A 19,998-nucleotide genomic window follows, 5' to 3' on the forward strand; every position below is an offset into this window, starting at 1 on the left:
GCGACTGTGCGGGCAGGTCAACCATTTGCCGCGAAAGGACACAAGACCATGCTGACCCTTTACCACGCCCCCTTTTCCCGCTCGACCCGGATCGTGCAGCTGATCGAGCTGATGGGGATTTCCGACCGGATAGACCTGCGGATCGTGCAGATCCGTCGTGGCGACGGCAGCGGTGCCCGCGACGCGGCCAACCCGCACCCCGAGGGCAAGGTGCCGCTGCTGGTGCATGACGGTGTCGCCATCCGCGAGACCTCGGCGATCATGGAGCACCTGATGGCCGTGTTCCCGGAAGAGGCAGCCCGCATGGCGCCGCGCCCCGGTACGCCCGAGCATGGCGCCATGCTGGCCTGGATGGCCTGGAGCGGGGCGGTGCTGGAGCCGCTGGTGCTGCTGAAGATCGCGGGATTCCAGCATCCCCTGTTGCGCGACAGCTATCGCGACATGGATGGGGCGCTGGCGCTACTGGAAGAGGCGCTGACAGGGCGTCCTTTCCTGATGGGGGAACAGTTGACCCCCGCAGACATCCTTGCGTCGTCCTCCTTCCCGTTCCTGCCGGGCGGGACGGCGGAGCATCCCGCGATCACCGACTGGCTGGCGCGCTGTCAGGCCGCGCCGAGCACGCGCGCCGCCGCGGAACTCGACGCGGAAAAGGCGAAGGCCGCAGCCTAAGCGATTGATAAAAAGGGGAGAGATGGTGGGGTTCGGACACGGGATCTTCCGCCCCTCAGGGCGAAAGGGGCGGATCGGCGCCGCCCCTTTCGCCGCGATCTTTCGGCGACACGGTGCCCCGGTGGCTGGCCAGCGCCGCCGATGATGTTCTGAGTGAGGTACGTCTTGCAGATGGCTGTTTAAAAAGGAAAAATCTATTCCAGATTCCGAAGAGCCTCTTTGGCGAGGGCAACCGCCTCTTCGGGATCGTCCCGGGCCGAATCCGGCAGCGACCAATAGGGCATGAAGACCTCTTTGCCGCTCGCGCGCCGATGGCGCCACTGGTCGCAACCCATCATTTCCAGATACTGGATGAAGGCGCCCTGTCCCTTGATCAGAAGCGCGCCGTCCGAGAGCATCAGGGCGAAGATCTGGCCCCGATGGTAGATCCCGAGGCCGCCGAACATGCGGCGGGTGGACAGCTCTCCAAGCCCGGAGAAGAGGTCCTGAACATAGGCCCGATCCTCCTCCGACAGGGCCATGGGTCAGCCTTCGCGTTCGGCCTGAAGCTCTGCCACATCCTTGAACTTGATCGACTCGCCGCAGCCGCAGGCATCGGTCACGTTCGGGTTCTGGAAGGTGAAACCGGATTCCAGAAGCGAGGTCTTGTAGTCGATTTCCGTGCCGAAAAGGAACATCTGCGCCATCGGCGCGATAGCCACGCGGGCGCCATCCTGTTCGACGATTTCGTCATTGTCGTCAGGGGTTTCCACGAAGTCCATCGTGTACTCCATACCCGCGCAGCCGCCCTTCTTCAGGCCGATGCGCAGGGCGCTTACGCCGTCCCGCTCCATCAGCTTGCGGATCTGCTGCGACGCCTTGGGCGTCATGGTCACGGCCTGCTTGCCGGGAATGCCGAACATGGGAAACCTCTGTTTGCGCTCACCCTCAAGGTAGGTCCAAGCAGGCACGACCTCAAGGGGGCGCCAGTTGTGGCGGCCTGCGGGTCCGGCGCGCGCCCGCGCCGGGACCGTTTACATGAAGCCAAGCTCCAGCCGGGCCTCGTCGGACATCATGTCCATGCCCCAGGGCGGATCCCAGACCAGCTCGACGTCCACGCTTTTGACACCGCCGATGGGGTCGATCGCGTCGACGATCCATCCCGGCATCTCTCCGGCCACCGGGCAGCCCGGGGCGGTGAGGGTCATGATGATCTTCACGTCGGATTCGGGGTTGATGTCGACGGTATAGATCAGCCCGAGGTCGTAGATATTGACCGGGATCTCGGGGTCGTAGACCGACCTGCAGGCCTCCACCACCTGCTCGTACAGGGGATGGTCGGTGCTGGAGGGCGCAATCAGCGGCGCGCCTTCCATCTGCGGGCTCTGTTCGGTCATGGCCGTCCTCTCGGGCTGAAATCCTGACCAATCATATAGGAAAAGAGGCGGGTCGGGTAAAGGGGGGCGCTATTCGCTGTCCATGGTCTTGCGCGCCCGCACAGGGGTGGGGCGGACCTTGGCCTCGATGTGCTCGTAGAGCAGGCCGGCGATGTTCTTGTGCGTGGCGGTTTCGATGCCTTCGAGCCCGGGGCTGGAGTTCACTTCCAGCACCTTCGGCCCGGTTTCCGAGCGCAGCAGGTCCACCCCGGCCAGGTTCAGGCGGAAGGCGCGGGCGGCGCGCACGGCGGTCTCGCGTTCTTCCTTGGTGATCCGCGCCACCTGGGCAGAGCCGCCCCGGTGCAGGTTGGACCGGAAATCGCCATCGGCCCCGGTGCGCTTCATGGCGGCCACGACCCTGCCGCCGACCACGAGACAGCGGATGTCCTCTCCGGCGGCTTCCTTGACGAAGTCCTGCACGAGGAAGTTGGCCTTCAGGCCGCGAAAGGCGTCGATGACGGATTCGGCGGCCTTCTTGGTCTCGGCCAGCACGACGCCCTTGCCCTGGGTCGATTCCAGCAGCTTCACGATCAGCGGCGCGGTGCCGACAAGGCGCATCAGCGACTGGGTGTCCTTGGGCGAGGCGGCAAAGGCGGTGTTGGGCATGCCGATCTTGTGGCGTGCCATCATCTGGTGCGCGGCCAGCTTGTCGCGGCTGGAGGTGATGCCGTCAGAGCCATTGACGCAGAAGGTGCCGATGGTCTCGAACTGGCGGATCACGGCGGTGCCGTAAGAGGTGATCGAGGCGCCGATGCGCGGAATCACCACGTCGTAGCGGGGCAGGCGCTTGCCGTCGTAATGCACCTCTGGGGACAGCGCGTTGATCGCCATGTAGCAGCGCGTGGTGTCGATGACCTCGACCGTATGGCCGCGCTCTTCGCCCTCTTCGACCAGGCGGCGGGTGGAATAATTGTCCTCGCGCGACAGCACCGCCACCCGCAGGGCGCGGTTCGGCGCGGCATGGCGGACGCGGGCGGTGGAGTAGACGTCGTAGGACAGCTTTGGCTGCTGGAAGCGGTCGGTGGCGACGATGGTGATGTGATCCTTCAGCGCCTCGCGCCCCAGCAGCATCCGCGAGTTCATGCCGGACCGGTCGGTCAGCGTCAGTTCGATCCGCCAGCTTTCCTCGCCGACCCGCAGGGTCGAGGCGATGACGTAGCGGCTTTCGGATTCGCCGTTCGACGAGGTGACGGTGCGCCGGTCGACGATCCGGGCCGAGCAGGGAATCACCAGGTCGTCGCGGCCCGGGACCGGATGCACCGTAAAGCGCACCTTGGGGGCCGAGGCGGGGCCGAAGGTTTCGATGTCGAAGGCATGCAGCGCCGAGGTGCGGGCGCCGGTGTCGACCTTGGCGCGCAGCGCGGGCAGGCCGAGGTCGGGCAGGGCGACCCATTCCTCCCAGCCAAAGCGGATCATACCGGCGGTGGGTTCAGAGGTCTCGGACATGCACAAGCTCCTGTCTGTCGGGGCCGAGGGGTAGCAAGAGAGGCCCTCCGCGACAAGGGTGGAACAAGGGCGGCGGCAGCGCGTGGCGGCGGATCAGGCGTGGCGTTCCAGCCAGTCTCGCACCTCGTCGACGCGGGTGCGCGCGACGGGTATCCGGGTGCCGTCCTGCAGCTGCAGGACATGCTTCAACCCGTCCTTTTCCAGGCGGCCCCCGGCCTGTGCCGCAACCCACCACGAGCGATGCGGCTGAAAGCCGTCCTCGGGCGCGGTCTGGGCGACGATATCGCCCAGCCGGGCGCGCTGGGTCAGGCTTTCGCCGTCGAGCGTCACGTGGACGTGGTGTTCGCGCGCCTCGATGTGCCGCAGACGCGACAGCGGCACCGGCGCCGCGCCGATGACGATGTGGCGGTCGGCCTCGCGGGCCTTGGCCTCGATCACCGGGCGGACGAATTTCAGGAACAGGATGCCAAAGACCTCGGCCGTGATGAAATAGAAGATCACCTGCGGGAAAAACTGCGGATGGTCCGTGCCCCCGATCAGGGCGGCCATGATGTGCTCTCCGGCAAAGGTGCCCGGCAGAATCGCCACGGCCGTGATCAGCGGGGCAGGGGTTTCCCAGAGGCCAAGGCGGCTTTGGGCGGCGGCGATGGCGAACAGGATGCACCAGAATGTCCCGAGGAACAGCGCCAGCATGAGAAGCCAGAGCGCCAGAAGAACGGGTATGGCCACCTGTCCGAGCAGCCCCGGCGCATCGGTCACGACCAGCAGCGCATAGACGCAGAGCAGATAAAGGCGAGAGGCATTGTGCCGGAGCAGGAACAGCAGTTCTCCGGGGCCGAGCGCATATTCCAAGCCACCGATGTCGATGAGTTGAATGGTCCGATCACGAATGCTGCTCAAGGGTGCCTGGACCTCGTGCTACGGGTTCCTGAAAGAACCCAGTCCTGCCAAACATAGCAGACCCTGTTAATAATGACAGGTAATTTGCCCGAAGCGGCCCCTGCGTCATCCTGGGGCCGGGGCGTCACCCCTGCGTACTGACCCTGCGGAAGCGGCGGTCTTGCCAGAGCGGCCAGCCCATCATCTGGCTGACGGTGCCAAACCTCAGCCCGCGTTCTGTCAGCCCGTCCAGCGTGGCGGGCATGGCCTTGACCGTGCCGCTCTGGATGTCGTGGCTGAGGATGATGGCGCCCGGACGCGAGCCCTTGAGGATGCGGCTGGAGACGACGCTGGCCCCGGGGCGGCGCCAGTCCTGCGGATCGACGGACCACAGGATCGTCGGCAGGTTGCGGGCCTGGTACAGCATCAGGCGCTGGCGGCGGGTAAAGGCGCCGTAGGGCGGGCGGAAGGTCACCGGCGGGCGCCCGGTGATCTTGAAGATCGTATCCGTCGTGCGGTCGATCTCATCCATGGCGGCTTCGTCGGAGTGGCGCGACAGGTCCGGGTGCGACCACGAATGGTTGCCGATCTCGTGGCCCTCCGCCGCGATGCGGCGGACGATATCGGGCCATGTCACGCAGCGGTTGCCGATCAGGTAGAAGGTGGCGCGCAGCCCGCGCGCCTTGAGGATGTCCAGCAGGACGGGGGTCAGCCGCGGGTGCGGGCCGTCATCGAAGGTCATCGCCACAACCGGCGCGCTGGTGCGCACCGCCATCACGGTGGCGGCGTCGCGCTGCGCCACGTCCGGCGGCAATGTGACGACCGGACGGGCAAGGGCAAGGGTGGGCGTGCACAGCGCGCCCGCCGCCAGGCCGCCGGTCAGCAGCGTCCGTCGTGCAAGTTCAGTCATGGCAGGTCGTCCCGGGGGATTGTTGGCAGTCGCAGACAGTCCGAGAAAACTTCCCGAATGGTGAAAACTCAAGCTTTGCGGGCCGTCAGGGTTCAGCCGCGAGAATGAGCGTTGCAGACGGGACACGGGCCAATTTGCGTGCCGCGAAACTTTCGCTGAATTTCGGTCGGGAAAGCGCTTGACGGGGCCGGGGGCTGCGCATAGAAGGCCTCTCACGCCACGACCGAGGTCGGGCGGCAGCGATGCGGTTGTAGCTCAGTTGGTTAGAGTACCGGCCTGTCACGCCGGGGGTCGCGGGTTCGAGCCCCGTCAACCGCGCCATCGCTGTCCCCTCTTGGTCCCGTGGTTAAAGCGCGGTTGTAGCTCAGTTGGTTAGAGTACCGGCCTGTCACGCCGGGGGTCGCGGGTTCGAGCCCCGTCAACCGCGCCACTTTCCCTCCTCCAGAAGTAAATTTTTTCTGCGTCGCCGGGAACGGTGGCGCATTGCGCGCGTTTACCCATCAGTCAGGTATTCACGACTGCCGCCGATGCTGCTGCCATGGCATAAAGGCGGTGCGGAACGGAAGGAGGCAATGAAAAAGGCGCCACGTGGGCGCCTTGGGACATGTTCGGTAAGGGGATTCGGAAGGGGAGGTGCCTGCTTCAGGAGCCCCAGGTGCGGACGGGACCGCAATCCATATGGACGAAATTGGAGCCGGAGTAGCGGCCAACGCCGCCGGCCTGACAGGCTGCGGCTGCGCGTGCCATCTGGCTGACAGAGCGCGAGGACAGGCGAAGATCGGCGGCCTCGCCACGCAGGTGGCGCGAATTCTTCGCCACACCGGAAGACTTCGACCGAAGCATCGCGTTGGTCCGGGGGCTGCGATAGCCCGAGATCAGCATGTAGGGTTCCGAGCAGTCGAGAAGGTTGTGCGACGCACACATCAGGTCGATTGTCCGCGCGTCGATGTTCTTGACGTCATTGGTCCGCCAGTCGCGCATGAAGAAATTGACCTCTTTGATCGCGTCGGCAAGGTAATGCCCTTCGATCCAGTAGATCATGTCGATCCGCTCGCCCGTGCGACCCGAATACATCCGGATCCGTCGGATATCGCCGGCGCCGCGCAGGAAGCCTGCGGCATTGGCGAAGGTCGGTGCTGCGGTGACGGTGGTCGCGGCGAATGCGCCAAGAAGTGCGCGCCGCGAAATGCTGCCTGAGTTCATGTCTGCCATGTGAGCGCCTGTCCCGTGGTCGCTGGTTACCTGTTCGATTGCGCGCATCGTTGTGCGCCGTCTGCCATCTATCCCCAGATGCCGTGACTCTGTATGGCACGAATCGCCGGACCTAAAAAGGACGTTTTGTAACGCATTCTAGAGATCAAGGGGCAACTGGCGGGTTCCTGCGCATGGGTGCGACACCTGTGACACCTTTGCCGCCCCCCGCGGTTTCGCGAGTCCGGCTTTGAACCTGTCTGATTTGTGAGTAGACAGCGGGAATTGGCGCTCTAATCATTGCCTTAAGGGGCGGAACAGAAAAGACGGGACGGTTTTATGACAGTTATCAGGATCAGGACGGCGCTGCGCACAACGGTCGCGGCCCTGGCTTTCGGCCTCGCCGGGGCCACGGCGGGATTGGCGCAGGACGACGGAATCTCGGTCAAGATCACCGCCTATGCCCAGGCCGTGGCAGAGACCATCGGCGAGGACGAGGGCGTTGCAGCCTTCTACCGCGCGCGCGGATTCGAGCCGATCTGGACCGGGTCCTCGGAGGCGGACCGCGCCCGCAGGCTGGCCCTGATCGAGGCCTTTGCGCTGGCCGACGATCACGGCCTGCCGCGCGGGCGCTACGATCCGGACCGTCTGATGGAGCGCCTTGCCGGGGTTTCGGGCGGGCGGGATCGCGGCCTGCTGGAAATCGAACTGACCCGCACCTTCCTGCAATTCGCCCACGACCTGCAATCCGGTGTCCTGGAGCCGGGCAAGGCCTCGTCGCTGATCAAGCGCAAGGCGCCCCGGCGCTCCTCGGAAGAGCTTCTGACCCTGCTGTCGACCCAGCCGCCGGAATCCGTCTTCCGGATGCTCGTGCCCTCCAGCCCCGAATACACGCGCCTGATGCAGGCCAAGCTGCGGCTGGAGCACCGGCTTCAGCATGGCGGCTGGGGGTCTGTCGTCCCGACATCCAGCCTGCGTCCGGGCGAGTCCGGCAATACGGTTGTGGCGCTGCGCAACCGGCTTGTGGCGATGGGCTATCTCCGGCCCTCGCTGAGCGCGACCTACGACGACCGGATCGAAGCCGCGGTCCGCGACTTCCAGGCCGATCACGGGCTGGAGCCGGACGGCGTTGCCGGCACCAGCACCATGCGCGAGATCAACACCGCCCCCGAAGAGCGGCTGCGGTCGATCATGGTGGCGATGGAGCGCGAGCGCTGGCTGAACCTGCCCGAGGGCAAGGGCCAGCGGCACATCCTGGTGAACCTCGTCGACTATCACGCGCAGATCATCGATGATGACAAGCTGACCTTCGAGACCAGGTCGGTGATCGGCCACCAGGCCGCCGACCGGCAGACGCCAGAGTTCTCGGACGTCATGGATCACATGGTCATCAACCCGTCGTGGTACGTGCCGCGCTCGATCGTCGTCGGGGAATACCTGCCTCTGCTGCGCTCGAACCCCTATTCGGTCGGGCATATCGATGTGGTCACCGCCTCGGGGCAGGTGGTGAACCGTGCGCATGGCTTCTCGCAGTATTCCGCGCGCAGCTTCCCGTTCAACATGCGCCAGCGACCGGGTCCGAAGAACGCGCTGGGGTCGGTCAAGTTCATGTTCCCGAATCGCTACAACATCTACCTGCACGACACGCCGACACAGCACCTGTTCTCGCAGCCGGTGCGGACCTACAGCCATGGCTGCATCCGCCTCGACGATCCGCATGACTTCGCCTACGCGCTGCTGGCCAAGCAGGTCGACAACCCCGAGAGCTATTTCCACGGCATCCTGAACACCCGTCGCGAAACCCGGGTCAACCTGGAGCAGCCCGTGCCCGTGCACCTGATCTACCGCACCGCCTTCACGCAGGCGAAGGGGCAGGTGAACTACCGTCCCGACGTCTACAACCGGGACGCGGCGATCTGGCGCGCGCTGGCCAACGAGGGGGTGGTCCTGCGGGCCGGTCAAAGCTAAGCCTCCGCCGGTAAAGCCGACGGAGGTGCCATGACCTACACAATCCAGCAGATCGCCGAGGCGCTTGGCCTGACCGCCGAGGGCAATGGCGCGTTGACCGTGACCGGGGTGGCAGAGCCGCAGTCGGCCCGCGCCGACGAGCTTGCCATGGCGTCCACGCCGAAATACGCCGAGGCGTTGAAGGACGGCGCCGCGCGGGCCGGGTTCCTCTGGGCCGGTGCCGACTGGCGCGCGCTGGGGCTGGAGGCGGCGATCCTGCCGCCGCGCCCGCGGTTTTCCATGTCGGCCCTGACGGCGATGATGGATCGAGGGCCGGGCTATGCCGCGGGCGTGCATCCCTCTGCGGTGATCGACCCGGGCGCGGAACTGGGCGCTGACGTCAGCGTCGGGCCGCTTGCGGTGATCGGGCGCGGCGCCCGTATCGGTGCGGGCTCGGTGATCGGGCCGCAGGTCTTCGTCGGAGAGGATGCAACGCTTGGCGAAGGCGCGCTGCTGCATGCGGGCGTGCGGATCATGGCCCGCGTCCGCATCGGCGCGCGGTTCATCGCGCAGCCCGGCGCGGTGATCGGCGGCGACGGCTTTTCCTTCGTCACGCCGGAACTGTCGGGGGTCGAGAAGGCGCGCCAAAGCCTTGGCGAGGAAGGCACCGACAGCGCCCAGTCCTGGGCGCGGATCGCCAGCCTTGGCGCCGTGACGATCGGCGACGACGTCGAGATCGGCGCCAACAGCACCGTCGACCGGGGCACCGTGCGCGATACGATGATCGGCAGCGGCACCAAGCTCGACAACCTCGTGACCGTTGGCCACAACGTGGTGATCGGGCGCGACTGCCTGCTTTGCGGTCAGGTCGGGGTGGCCGGGTCCTCGGTGATCGGGGACAACGTGGTGATGGCCGGTCAGGTCGGCATCAGCGACAATCTGCGCGTCGGGGACCGGGCCATACTGGGCGGCGCGACGGTGGTGCTGTCGAACGTGCCCGCGGGGCGTGTCATGCTGGGCTATCCGGCCATGAAAATGGAAAGCCATGTCGAGGCCTACAAGGGCCTGCGTCGCCTGCCTCGGCTGTTCCGCGAGGTGGCCGACCTCAAGAAAGCGGTTTCAAAAGCCTCGGGGAATGACTAAATCAGCCTCAAATTCCTTAACAGGCGAGGCGCGCGCATGGATGTCAAAGGCAAGGTGATCGAGATCATCGCCGAACAGGCGATGCTGGAGCCGTCAGACGTCACGATGGAAAGCACGCCCGAGGATCTCGGGATCGATTCGCTGGGCCTCGTGGAGTCGATCTTCGCCATCGAGGAGAGCTTTGACATCTCGGTGCCCTTCAACGCCAACGATCCCACCGAGTCGGATTTCGACATCTCTTCGGTCGGGCATATCGTGGCCGGGATCGAGAAGCTGATCGCCGAGCAACGCGCGTGAAGCGAGTCGTCATCACCGGCGCGGGCACGATCAATGCCCTCGGGCAGGACGTGCCCGCGACCTATGAGGCCATGAAGGAAGGCCGGTGCGGCATCTCGGAACTGGAATTCCGCGACGTCGAGCGCCTGGCCATCCGCATCGGCGGGCAGGTGAAGGGATTCGAGCCGGATTCCGTCTTCAACCGCCAGCAGCTTGCGCTTTACGACCGCTTCACCCAGTTCACGCTGATCGCGGCGCGGCAGGCGGTGGCGCAGTCGGGGCTGGAGTTCAAGGGCGACCTCTCGACCGGCGCCGGTGTGGTGCTGGGCACCTCGGGCGGCGGGCTGACCACGCAGGACGAGAATTACCGGGCGGTCTACGAAGAGGGCAAGAACCGGGTTCACCCCTTTGTCGTGCCGAAGCTGATGAACAATGCCGCGACCAGCCATGTCAGCATGGAGTTCAACCTGCGCGGCCCGTCCTTCACCGTGGCCACCGCCTGTGCCTCGTCCAATCACGCGATGGGGCAGGCCTTCCAGATGGTGCGGTCGGGCATGTGCACGGCGATGATCACCGGCGGCTCGGAATCGATGCTGTGTTTTGGCGGGATCAAGGCATGGGAAGGCCTGCGGGTCATGTCCAAGGATGCCTGCCGCCCGTTCTCCGCCACCCGCAACGGCATGGTGCAGGGCGAGGGCGCCGGGATCTTCGTCTTCGAGGAATACGAGCACGCCCGCGCCCGGGGCGCCACGATCCTCGGCGAGGTGCTGGGCTTTGCCATGACCTCGGATGCCGCCGATATCGTCATGCCCTCGAAGCAGGGCGCGTCGCGGGCCATCGAGCTGGCGCTGAAGGACGGTCGCATCGCGAAAGAGCGGGTGGGCTACGTGAACGCCCATGGCACCGGCACGGCGGCCAACGACAAGACCGAATGCGCGGCGGTGGCGGATGTCTTCGGCACCCATGCGGACGACCTGCTGATCTCCTCGACCAAGTCGATGCATGGCCATTGCATTGGCGGCACCGGGGCGGTGGAGCTTCTGGCCTGCCTCATGGCATTGAACGAGGGCGTGATCGCACCCACGATCAACTACGAAGAGCCTGACCCGGAATGCGCGCTGGATGTGGTGCCCAATGTGGCGCGCGAGGCGAAGGTCGACGTGGTGCTGTCCAATGCCTTTGCCTTCGGCGGCCTGAACGCGGTGCTGGCGCTCGGCCGGGTCTGACCCGGCGGCCTGTCTTTGACCCGCCCGCAGGTGACCTGACGGAGCGCGCAGGCGCGCGCAGGATCTCTCGTCCGGCGGCCTGCGGCCTTGTCCTCGGGTGGGCGTTTGCGGCGCCGGCGCGTTTTGTCTCCGCCCGTGGCGGCGGAGGTGGGGGCGGTGCCTTCGGCGAGGATATTTGGGGACAGAAGAAGCGGGGGCCTGAAGAAGCGGGGCCTAGCGCGCCTGCACGGTGGCGCGGATGATGTCCTCGACCCTGGCGAGGCCTTTGGCATTGTCGAATTTTGCCTCTGCGGTGGCGCGGGCGGCGTGGGCCATGGTACCGCGGGCCGGGTCGTCGAGGATCCGCGTGATGGCGGCGGCAAAGCCGGTTTCGTCCCATTCCTCGGTCAGCAGGCCGTTGACGCCGTGTTCCACCGCTTCGGGGATGCCGGCGTGGCGGGTCGAGAGCGTGATGCAGCCACAGGCCAGCGCCTCCTGGATGGCGGTGGGCAGGCCCTCGGTATTGCCGTTCCTGGCGGTGACCGAGTGCTGCAGGAAGATTTCCGTGGTTTCAAGCTGTTCGCGGACGCGGTCGTGGGGCAGGGCGCCGGTGAATGTGACCTGACCGGCGATGCCGAGCTCCCGGGCGAGCGCCTTGTTCGGCTCCAGCAGGGGGCCGTCGCCGATGAAGGTCAGATGCGCGTCGCGGCCCTTTGCGGCGCGGGCAAAGGCGCGGAGCGTCACCTGGGGGGCCTTCTTCTCGACCATGCGGCCCACGGCGAGGAAGCTGCCCGGGCGTTTCCGGCCGGGTGTGAAGCGGGTGATGTCGACGCCCGAGGGCACGACATGGGCGTTGGGATGCGTCACGCCATGGGCGGCGAGGTTGTCGAGCAGGAACCGGCTGACCGAGAACATGCCGGCGAGGCGCGGCATCATCAGCCGGTAGGACCGGACCCGCTGCCCCGAGCGCAGCGCGGCGGAGGCATCGGTGCCGCGCCAGTAGGTGAAGACCGGCAGGCCCATCTCGTTGCCGAGTTCTGCCACCACCAGCGCCTGCGTGCCGAACTCGGCAAGGATCGCATCGGCCTTCTGGTCGCGCAGGAACCCGGCGAGCGCCTTGCGGCCCGCGCCGAAGGGCAGCCTCGAGGTGCCGTGCATGGCCGCGCCGCGCAGGGCGGCGAAGGGCATCGCCAGGCGGTCGGGCAGCGACAGCGGCGCCCGGCGCACGAAGAGCGGCTTGCCCAGCGGGTCCTGACCGTTGTGGCGGCCGCAGATCACGCAGGTGTTGCCGCCGAACATCTCCGCGATGTGGCGGTTGATGAAGGTTTCGCCGGGCACGAAGTAGTCGGAGGTGGCTATGGCGATCTTCATGCGGGCTCCTGTTGGGGTGCCTGCCGGGTCTAGCGCGGGGGCGGGCGGCTGCCAAGGGCGGCTTGTGCCTGCCCGCCGCTCTGGGCTGCCGGGCGGCCCTTTCGGAGAGGCATGTTTCCGCCGTGGCCCTTTTGCAGCCGCCGAAACGGGCAGGGGGCGCCCGCAGGCGCCCCCCTTTCGTTGTCCTGGGCCGGATGTCCCGGGCCCGATATCTTGGGCCCGATGTCCTGGGCCGGTCAGTCCATGGCCTTGAAGTTGAACTCGCCGCCTTCCTTGATCCCCGAGAACCAGCGCGCCGTGACGGTCTTGGTCTTGGTGTAGAAGCGGAAGGCGTCGGGGCCGTACTGGTTGAGGTCGCCGAAGGCCGATTTCTTCCAGCCGCCGAAGGTGTGGTAGGACAGCGGCACCGGGATCGGGAAGTTGATGCCGACCATGCCGACATTGACCCGGTGGGCAAAGTCGCGGGCGGTGTCGCCGTCGGCGGTGTAGATCGCCGTGCCGTTGCCATAGGGGTTGTCGATCACCAGGTTCAGCGCGTCCTCGTAGCTTTCGGCGCGGACGGTCGACAGGACCGGGCCGAAGATCTCTTCTTTGTAGATATCCATGTCCGGCGTCACGTCGTCGAACAGCGACGGCCCGCAGAAGAAGCCGTTCTCGTAGCCCTGCAGTTCCATCCCGCGACCGTCGATCACCAGCTTGGCACCCTGATCCACACCCGAGGCAATCAGGCCCTCGATGCGCGCCTTGGCCTGCGCCGTGATGACCGGGCCGTAATCCATCTCCTGGTCCGAGTTGTAGGGACCGACGCGCAGTTTCTCGACGCGCGGCACCAGCGCCTCGATCAGCTTGTCGCCGGTTTCCTTGCCGACGGGCACCGCGACGGAGATCGCCATGCAGCGTTCGCCGGCGGCCCCGTAGCCCGCGCCCACCAGCGCATCGGCGGCCTTGTCGATATCGGCGTCGGGCATGATGATCATGTGGTTCTTGGCGCCGCCGAAGCATTGTGCGCGCTTGCCGTTGGCTGCCGCGCGGCCATAGATGTACTGCGCGATCGGCGTCGAACCGACAAAGCCCACGGCGGCGATGTCCTCGTTGTCGAGGATCGCGTCGACCACTTCCTTGTCGCCGTTCACCACCTGCAGGACGCCGTCGGGCAGGCCCGCCTCCTTGATCAGTTCCGCAAGGCGCAGCGCGGTCGAGGGCACGCGCTCGGAAGGCTTGAGGATCATGGCGTTGCCGCAGGCCAGCGCCGGGGCCATCTTCCACAGCGGGATCATGGCGGGGAAGTTGAAGGGCGTGATGCCCGCAACAACGCCCAGCGGCTGACGCATGGAATAGAGGTCGATGCCCGGGCCGCCATCGTCGGTGAACTCGCCCTTCAGCATGTTCGGCGCACCCATGCAGACCTCGACCACCTCAAGGCCGCGCTGCACGTCGCCCCTGGCGTCGGGCAGGGTCTTGCCGTGTTCGCGGCTGACCAGTTCCGCCAGTTCGTCCATGTGCTCGTTGATGAGCTGGCCGAACTTCATCATCACGCGGGCGCGGCGCTGCGGGTTGGTGGCGCCCCATCCCTTCTGCGCCTCGGCGGCGCGGGCCACGGCGTCGTTCAGCTCGTCGACGGTGGACAGAGGGGTCTTGGCCTGAACCTCGCCGGTCGCGGGGTTGTAGACATCGCTGAAACGGCCAGAGGCCGAAGCCTTGCGGGCGCCGTCGATCCAGTTGGTGAGTTCGGTCATGGGGGTCCTCCTTGGTGGTCGCGCAAACCGTAGCCTTGCAGGAATGCCGGAAAAAGCGGAGAAATGGCAAAGAGGTTTTGCATTTCTGCAAAGGGGACGACATGGCAGAAAGTTGGGACGACCTGCGGATCTTCCTCGCGGTCTCTCGTGGAGAGACCCTGTCGGCAGCGGGCCGGACCCTGCGCATGGACCCGGCGACGGTGGGCCGCCGGGTGGCGCGGCTGGAACAGGACATGGGCCTGCCGCTCTTCGTGAAGTCGCCGCAGGGCTACGCGCTGACAGAGGCGGGGGCGCGGCTGGTGCCCCATGCCGAGGCGGCGGAGCAGGCGCTTTCCCTGGCCTCCGAAGCGGTGCGCGGACGCTCCGAGGGGCTGTCGGGGCAGATCCGCATCGGCGCGCCGGACGGCTGCGCCAATTTCCTGCTGCCGCAGGTCTGCGCAGAGATCGCGGCCCAGAACCCCGACCTCGAGGTGCAGATCCTCGCGCTGCCGCGGGTGGTGAACCTGTCGCGGCGCGAGGCGGACATGGCCATTGCCGTCTCTGCCCCCACTGCCGGGCGGCTGGTGGTGCAGAAGATCACCGATTACCGCCTGCACCTTGCGGCAAGCGAGGCCTATCTGGCCCGTAACGCCCCGCTGAACGGCGTCGGGGATCTGCGGGGGCACCGCATGGTGGGCTATATCCCCGACATGATCTTCGACAAGGAGCTGGATTACCTCGATGCGCTGGGGCTGCGCCGCGTCGCCCTCGCCTCGAACTCTGTCTCGGTGCAGTTCCAGTGGTTGCGGCAGGGGGCCGGGCTGGGCATTGTGCATGATTTCGCCTTGCCCTCGGCGCCGGGGCTGCGCCCGGTGCTGCGCGACGCGGTCAGCCTGAAACGGTCCTTCTACCTTGTCCGGCACGAGGACGACCGGCGGCTCGACCGGATGAACCGCTTTGCCGCCGCCCTGCTGGAGGGGTTGCGCCGCGAACTGTCCCGGCTCGAAGCGGCGGTGGATGCCACCGCAACCGGCAGCGCGGCGCAGGCCGGTCCCCGGGGTGGTTCAGGGCAGAATGCAGGACTTTCGGCTACTTGACAGGAGGGGGGGCGCGGGCAACGCTTGTTTCATGGGCATCGAGCGCAAGGAGGTCCCGACATGCAGGTGCAGCAAATCCTGAAGAGCAAGGGTACGGATGGCGTCCATACCGTGAAGCCGGGCACCCTTGTGGCCGATGCGGCGCAGATCCTTGCGGAGAAACGGATCGGGACGGTGGTGATCTCCAGCGACGGCAGCACCGCCGAAGGCATCCTGTCGGAACGCGACATCGTCCGGGTTCTTGCCACGGTCGGGGCAGGCTGCTTGTCCGACAAGGTCGACGATTACATGACCCGCGAGCTGGTCACCTGCACGCGCGCCGAGCTGGCCGACGCGATCCTCGCCAAGATGACAGAGGGACGGTTTCGCCACATGCCGGTGGTCGAAGACGGCAGGATGATCGGCCTGATCACCCTTGGCGACGTGGTCAAGGCGCGGCTGTCGGAACTGGCGATGGAAAAGGATGCCCTCGAAGGCATGATCATGGGGCACTGAGACCCCGAACCGACCGGCGCAGGGAACCGGGGCTGTCGTTTCCGCCTTGCATTGGCGCGCGCAATATAGTTGCGTGCGTTGAAATGCGACCACAGCCTAGGAGGGGCGCCCGACCATGCGCATCGGCCTGTATCCCGGAACCTTCGATCCGATCACGCTTGGGCACCTCGACATCATCCGGCGCGGGGCGTCTCTGGTCGACCGGCTGGTGATCGGCGCCGCGATCAACCGCGACAAGGGCCCGCTGTTCTCTCTCGAAGAGCGTGTCGCCATGATCGAGCGGGAAACCCGCAGAATCGCGGAAGAGACCGGAACAGAGATCCTGGTTCACCCCTTCGAGAACCTGCTGATCGACTGCGCCCGCGACGTGGGGGCCACGATCATCATCCGCGGCCTGCGCGCGGTGGCGGATTTCGAATACGAATACCAGATGGTCGGAATGAACCGCGCGCTGGACGACAGCGTCGAGACGGTCTTCCTGATGGCCGAGGCCCGGCATCAGGCCATCGCCTCCAAGCTGGTGAAAGAGATCTCGCGGCTCGGCGGCGACGTGTCGAAATTCGTCAGCCCCGCCGTGCGCGACGCCCTCGCGGCAAAGAACGGCAAGCCGAAGGGCTGAGGCCCGGGCCCGGCCCGCCATGCCGGGCGGGATGGCGGATGCCTGCGGGCCGCCCGCGCCCATGGCATCGCATCCCTTGGTCGATACGGCGAAGGCGCGCGCGGTCGCCATAGCGGCGGCGGCATCCGGTGCACGGGCCCATCCTCGTCCTCGCTGCCCCCGATGCTCCGGCGCCATGGACAGCGCCCCTGCCGCGCAGCACGGGGGCTGCGCCATCAGCGCCGACCCCATCTCTGAAGCACTGCCCCCGATCATGGCGCGGCCCGCCCGGGCTTCTTTGGTCCTGCAAATACCTCGGGGGGAAGGCCGCAGGCCGGGGGGCAGAGCCTCCAGCCGGTCGACGCGCAAGGCGCGGCGAAACGAAAAGGGGGCCCCGCCGCGGCGAAGCCCCCTTGGGTCCGTCGGACCGGGATTGTCAGATCAGCTTGCCCATGGCCACGGCGGTATCGCTCATGCGGTTCGAGAAGCCCCACTCGTTGTCGTACCAGGACAGGATGCGGCACATGGTGCCCTCCATCACCTTCGTCTGGTCCATGTGGAAGACCGAGGAATGCGGATCGTGGTTGAAGTCGACCGAGACCAGCTTTTTGTCCGTATAGCCCAGGATGCCCTTCAGCGGGCCCTCCGCCGCTGCGCGAATCGCCTCGTTGATCTCTTCCACCGAGGTTGCCCGCGCGGCGTTGAAGGTCAGGTCCACGACCGAGACATTGGGCGTCGGCACCCGGATCGCCACGCCGTCGAGCCTGCCGTTCAGCTCGGGCAGCACGAGGCCCACCGCCTTGGCCGCGCCGGTCGAGGTCGGGATCATCGACAGGGCCGCCGCCCGGGCGCGGTAGAGATCCTTGTGCATCGTGTCCAGCGTCGGCTGGTCGCCGGTGTAGCTGTGGATCGTCGTCATGAAGCCCTTCTCGATGCCGATGGCGTCGTTCAGGACCTTGGCCACCGGCGACAGGCAGTTCGTCGTGCAGGAGGCGTTCGAGACAATCAGGTCTTCCGCCGTCAGGGTGTCGTGGTTCACGCCGTAGACGATGGTCTTGTCCGCATCCGTGCCGGGCGCCGAGATCAGCACGCGGCTCGACCCGTTTTCCAGATGCGCCTGGCATTTTTCCTTCGAGGTGAAGATGCCGGTGCATTCCATAACCACGTCGACATCCGACCACGGCAGCTCTGCCGGGTTGCGGATTGCGGTCACGCGGATCGGGCCGCGGCCAACGTCGATGGTGTCCTCTGTGTGGGTGACCGCCACCGGAAAGCGGCCGTGAACGGAATCATACTGCAGCAGGTGGGCATTGGTCTCGACCGGGCCAAGATCGTTGATGGCGATGACCTCGATGTCGGTGCGACCGGATTCGATGATGGCGCGCAGCACGTTGCGCCCGATCCGGCCGAAACCGTTGATGGCGACTTTGACTGTCATGGAAGGCTCCCTTCTTGCAGGTCAGATGACGTTTGGCGCGCCTTCAGCCTTGCCGGAGTGCGCGCCAAAGACGATCGGAAATTCCGTTATCGCTAACATGCATTCGCAAGCCGCGGAGTCAACCGCGAAACCGGGTCAGCGCCAGAAGGCGAGCCAGTCGATCAGCCAGTAAAGCTTGCGGGCGAGGAACAGCAGGTTGGTGCCGTCGAAGAGCAGGAGATCGGCGGCCACGAAGGCGGCAATGGCAAGCCCGAGAGCGATGGCAAGGCTGTTGGTCATGGGCGCGGGTCCGGCAGATGTCCTCTGGCACCCGTAGTGCCAGAGGGTCCCCGTGCTGTCACGCCGCTTGTTCCACGGGGGGCAGGGCCCCGGGCGCGGCGGGTCAGCCGCGCAGCCGGTTGGCCGCCGCCACGAAGCACAGGGCGACGACAGTCGAGGCAAGGACGTTCCAGCTGGCCATCGACAGGCTCGCCAGTTCCCAGGCGATGTCGTCGCAGCGCACCATGGGGGCCGCCATGATGTCGTTCAGCAGGGCGTCGACGGATTTTCCCGCGACCGGGCCAGAGGTGCAGGTCGAGGGTCCTTCCCACCAGCCGCGCTCTACCCCGGTGTGATAGATCCCGACCGCCCCGCTGGACCCGGCCCCCAGCGCTGCCAGCCACAGCAGGATGCGCTGCGGCACCAGCAATGCCAGAAGGCCCAGGATCACGGCGGCGACATGGCCGTAGCGCTGCCAGTAGCACAGTTTGCAGGGCGGCAGCCCGCCGATGTGCTGGAAGGCCAGCGCCCCCAGCAGCAGGCCGGCGGAGCCGGCGATGCCGAGCAGGGTCAGAAGGGTGCGGGGCTGGGTCATCACGGGGCCTCAGAGGTACTTCAACAGGACAAATCCACCGACCAGAAGCACCATGAAAGCGGTGAAGACAAGACCGAGGTAGCGCTCGATGAATTCACGAATGGGTGCGCCGAAGGCGCGCAGCAGGCCTGCGACCACGAAGAAGCGGAAGGCGCGCGCCACGATCGAGGTCACGATGAAGGTACCCAGCGGCATGGCGGTCCAGCCCGACATGATGGTGATGACCTTGTAGGGAAAGGGCGTGATGCCCGCGATCAGCACCGCCCAGAAGCCCACGCCGTTGAACTTGTCGTTGAAGGCCGCCATCGAGTCCGCCTTGCCGAGGCTTTCGAGGATGGGCTGGCCGATGCCCTCGTAGAAGAAGTAGCCGATGCCGTAGCCCAGCATCCCGCCCAGCACCGAGGCCAGCGTGGCTACCCCGGCGATCAGCCAGGCCCGGCGCGGCTGCGCGAGGATCATCGGGATCATCAGCACGTCCGGCGGGATCGGAAAGACCGAGCTTTCGATGAAGGCGACGACGGCCAGAACCCAGAGGGCGTTGCGGCCCTGGGCTTGGGCCATCGTCCAGTCGTAAAGGCGGCGCAGCATCGCGGGTCTCCGTTTGGTCCCCGGCGTCAGAGCATGGGCCGCAAGGGCGGTCAAGCGACGGACCCCCTTTACCTGTCCGGGGCAGGGCGATACATGTCGCTGCGTTGCCCAAGTGGCGGAATGGTAGACGCAGGGGATTCAAAATCCCCCGGCCTAACGGTCATGTCGGTTCGAGTCCGACCTTGGGTACCAACTCTCCGCATATCGTCATCAGGACCGACCCGCCCGAGGCAGCGCTCTGGGCCGGATCTCGTCCGTCTGAACCTGTCCTGCTACACATTATATATATAGGCCCCTGCGCGGCCCCCTCTTCCTGCGGCGCTCTCCGGCCTTTCGCAGGCCTGTTGGGCCAGAAAATGGCGGCTCCGATACCGGGGCAGGGGGGGGCCGATTCACCGGGGGATGCCGGGACGAAGACAGATGGGGCGGTGCTTCACGCTCAAGGGCAATTTGGAATCGGTGGAATCGGGGGGCTTTGGGGGTAAGCCTGTGGATAAGCGGCCAGGGGTGTCTGGCGGGCGTGCGGGGGCCGGGGTTTTGCGGGGGGAAAGCGGGACTTCGGGGGTCATGGGGTGGGAAAATGAAGAAATAAATCCTTTTGTAACAGTCTGATAGATGGTTTCGTGAAGAAAATCTGACATTCCGTGAAGAAACCGCTTGCGGGTCTGGGGAACTAACCGTAGAACCCCTTCACCGGCGGCGCTGAGGCGCACGACGGGACGCCAGACGGAACGGACGGGACGCCAACGAGGGGTTCGGAAA

Annotated in this window: 21 protein-coding genes and 3 tRNA genes; 11 read left to right on the forward strand and 13 right to left on the reverse strand. The window is 66.2% G+C overall.

The window, feature by feature from the left end; genetic code table 11:
• Positions 1–48 precede the first annotated feature (48 nt).
• Positions 49–669: a glutathione S-transferase family protein gene (locus ACN5KJ_RS10795; protein ID WP_418593899.1), complete on the forward strand. Its 621-nt coding sequence runs from the start codon at positions 49–51 to the stop codon at positions 667–669.
• Between the two features lie 194 nt (positions 670–863).
• Here the strand turns inward: ACN5KJ_RS10795 and ACN5KJ_RS10800 are convergent, their stop codons facing one another.
• The 6 genes from ACN5KJ_RS10800 to ACN5KJ_RS10825 all read right to left on the reverse strand — a co-directional run bounded on the left by ACN5KJ_RS10800 (position 864) and on the right by ACN5KJ_RS10825 (position 5,319).
• Positions 864–1,190 carry a TfoX/Sxy family protein gene (locus tag ACN5KJ_RS10800; RefSeq protein WP_418593900.1) on the reverse strand — a complete coding sequence of 109 codons (327 nt, stop codon included), beginning with the start codon at positions 1,188–1,190 and terminating at the stop codon, positions 864–866.
• A 3-nt stretch (positions 1,191–1,193) separates the two neighbouring features.
• Complete coding sequence (locus ACN5KJ_RS10805) at positions 1,194–1,571, reverse strand: HesB/IscA family protein (protein WP_418593902.1); 378 nt, start codon at positions 1,569–1,571, stop codon at positions 1,194–1,196.
• 111 nt (positions 1,572–1,682) lie between these two features.
• Positions 1,683–2,045: an SUF system Fe-S cluster assembly protein gene (locus ACN5KJ_RS10810; RefSeq protein WP_418593903.1), complete on the reverse strand. Its 363-nt coding sequence runs from the start codon at positions 2,043–2,045 to the stop codon at positions 1,683–1,685.
• A 69-nt stretch (positions 2,046–2,114) separates the two neighbouring features.
• Positions 2,115–3,530, reverse strand: coding sequence for a 30S ribosomal protein S6--L-glutamate ligase (gene rimK / locus ACN5KJ_RS10815; protein WP_418593905.1), 1,416 nt, complete (start codon positions 3,528–3,530; stop codon positions 2,115–2,117).
• A 93-nt stretch (positions 3,531–3,623) separates the two neighbouring features.
• Positions 3,624–4,430, reverse strand: coding sequence for a LytTR family DNA-binding domain-containing protein (locus tag ACN5KJ_RS10820; RefSeq protein WP_418593906.1), 807 nt, complete (start codon positions 4,428–4,430; stop codon positions 3,624–3,626).
• 124 nt (positions 4,431–4,554) lie between these two features.
• Positions 4,555–5,319, reverse strand: coding sequence for a polysaccharide deacetylase family protein (locus ACN5KJ_RS10825; protein WP_418593908.1), 765 nt, complete (start codon positions 5,317–5,319; stop codon positions 4,555–4,557).
• A 244-nt stretch (positions 5,320–5,563) separates the two neighbouring features.
• On the opposite strand from ACN5KJ_RS10825, the gene ACN5KJ_RS10830 reads away from it, so the two are divergent.
• Both ACN5KJ_RS10830 and ACN5KJ_RS10835 read left to right on the forward strand, forming a co-directional pair.
• Positions 5,564–5,640 (forward strand) — tRNA-Asp (locus ACN5KJ_RS10830).
• Between the two features lie 32 nt (positions 5,641–5,672).
• A tRNA-Asp gene (locus ACN5KJ_RS10835) sits at positions 5,673–5,749 on the forward strand.
• A 212-nt stretch (positions 5,750–5,961) separates the two neighbouring features.
• Here ACN5KJ_RS10835 and ACN5KJ_RS10840 read toward each other — a convergent pair.
• Positions 5,962–6,531, reverse strand: a complete 570-nt coding sequence (locus tag ACN5KJ_RS10840) for a YcbK family protein (protein WP_347164969.1) — start codon at positions 6,529–6,531, stop codon at positions 5,962–5,964.
• A 318-nt stretch (positions 6,532–6,849) separates the two neighbouring features.
• On the opposite strand from ACN5KJ_RS10840, the gene ACN5KJ_RS10845 reads away from it, so the two are divergent.
• From ACN5KJ_RS10845 to ACN5KJ_RS10860, 4 genes are read left to right on the forward strand one after another with little or no spacing between them, the layout of a single operon-like run.
• Entirely contained in the window at positions 6,850–8,478 is a 1,629-nt protein-coding gene (locus ACN5KJ_RS10845; protein WP_418593910.1) for a L,D-transpeptidase family protein, read from the forward strand.
• Between the two features lie 30 nt (positions 8,479–8,508).
• Positions 8,509–9,600, forward strand: coding sequence for a UDP-3-O-(3-hydroxymyristoyl)glucosamine N-acyltransferase (lpxD, locus tag ACN5KJ_RS10850; protein ID WP_418593911.1), 1,092 nt, complete (start codon positions 8,509–8,511; stop codon positions 9,598–9,600).
• Between the two features lie 36 nt (positions 9,601–9,636).
• Entirely contained in the window at positions 9,637–9,897 is a 261-nt protein-coding gene (locus ACN5KJ_RS10855) for an acyl carrier protein (RefSeq protein WP_023850116.1), read from the forward strand.
• Positions 9,894–11,102, forward strand: a complete 1,209-nt coding sequence (locus tag ACN5KJ_RS10860; protein ID WP_039616008.1) for a beta-ketoacyl-[acyl-carrier-protein] synthase family protein — start codon at positions 9,894–9,896, stop codon at positions 11,100–11,102. The genes ACN5KJ_RS10855 and ACN5KJ_RS10860 overlap by 4 nt, the downstream gene beginning before the upstream one ends.
• Positions 11,103–11,315: 213 nt before the next feature.
• Here ACN5KJ_RS10860 and ACN5KJ_RS10865 read toward each other — a convergent pair whose 3' ends face one another.
• Together ACN5KJ_RS10865 and ACN5KJ_RS10870 are read right to left on the reverse strand one after the other, a co-directional pair.
• Positions 11,316–12,452, reverse strand: coding sequence for a glycosyltransferase (locus ACN5KJ_RS10865; RefSeq protein ID WP_418593913.1), 1,137 nt, complete (start codon positions 12,450–12,452; stop codon positions 11,316–11,318).
• A 236-nt stretch (positions 12,453–12,688) separates the two neighbouring features.
• Positions 12,689–14,188 carry a CoA-acylating methylmalonate-semialdehyde dehydrogenase gene (locus tag ACN5KJ_RS10870; protein WP_418593915.1) on the reverse strand — a complete coding sequence of 500 codons (1,500 nt, stop codon included), beginning with the start codon at positions 14,186–14,188 and terminating at the stop codon, positions 12,689–12,691.
• A 101-nt stretch (positions 14,189–14,289) separates the two neighbouring features.
• Between ACN5KJ_RS10870 and ACN5KJ_RS10875 the strand changes: the two genes are divergently transcribed.
• The 3 genes from ACN5KJ_RS10875 (at position 14,290) to coaD (ending at position 16,378) form a co-directional block, all read left to right on the forward strand.
• Positions 14,290–15,264, forward strand: a complete 975-nt coding sequence (locus tag ACN5KJ_RS10875) for a LysR family transcriptional regulator (RefSeq protein WP_418593916.1) — start codon at positions 14,290–14,292, stop codon at positions 15,262–15,264.
• A gap of 60 nt (positions 15,265–15,324) precedes the next feature.
• Positions 15,325–15,759 carry a CBS domain-containing protein gene (locus ACN5KJ_RS10880; protein WP_418593917.1) on the forward strand — a complete coding sequence of 145 codons (435 nt, stop codon included), beginning with the start codon at positions 15,325–15,327 and terminating at the stop codon, positions 15,757–15,759.
• Between the two features lie 115 nt (positions 15,760–15,874).
• Positions 15,875–16,378, forward strand: coding sequence for a pantetheine-phosphate adenylyltransferase (gene coaD, locus ACN5KJ_RS10885; protein WP_418593918.1), 504 nt, complete (start codon positions 15,875–15,877; stop codon positions 16,376–16,378).
• Between the two features lie 415 nt (positions 16,379–16,793).
• Here coaD and gap read toward each other — a convergent pair whose 3' ends face one another.
• The 4 genes from gap to ACN5KJ_RS10905 form a co-directional block, all read right to left on the reverse strand.
• Complete coding sequence (gap, locus tag ACN5KJ_RS10890; RefSeq protein WP_206565298.1) at positions 16,794–17,795, reverse strand: type I glyceraldehyde-3-phosphate dehydrogenase; 1,002 nt, start codon at positions 17,793–17,795, stop codon at positions 16,794–16,796.
• Positions 17,796–17,930: 135 nt separating this feature from the next.
• A complete protein-coding gene (locus ACN5KJ_RS10895) occupies positions 17,931–18,074 on the reverse strand; it encodes a hypothetical protein (protein ID WP_023850128.1) in 144 nt (47 codons plus the stop codon).
• Between the two features lie 103 nt (positions 18,075–18,177).
• Complete coding sequence (locus ACN5KJ_RS10900; protein WP_418593921.1) at positions 18,178–18,648, reverse strand: disulfide bond formation protein B; 471 nt, start codon at positions 18,646–18,648, stop codon at positions 18,178–18,180.
• A 9-nt stretch (positions 18,649–18,657) separates the two neighbouring features.
• Entirely contained in the window at positions 18,658–19,236 is a 579-nt protein-coding gene (locus tag ACN5KJ_RS10905) for a YqaA family protein (protein ID WP_418593923.1), read from the reverse strand.
• A 106-nt stretch (positions 19,237–19,342) separates the two neighbouring features.
• Here ACN5KJ_RS10905 and ACN5KJ_RS10910 point away from each other — a divergent pair.
• Positions 19,343–19,428, forward strand: a tRNA-Leu gene (locus ACN5KJ_RS10910).
• Positions 19,429–19,998: the final 570 nt, after the last annotated feature.

Source organism: Ponticoccus sp. (in: a-proteobacteria) (genome assembly GCF_048381735.1).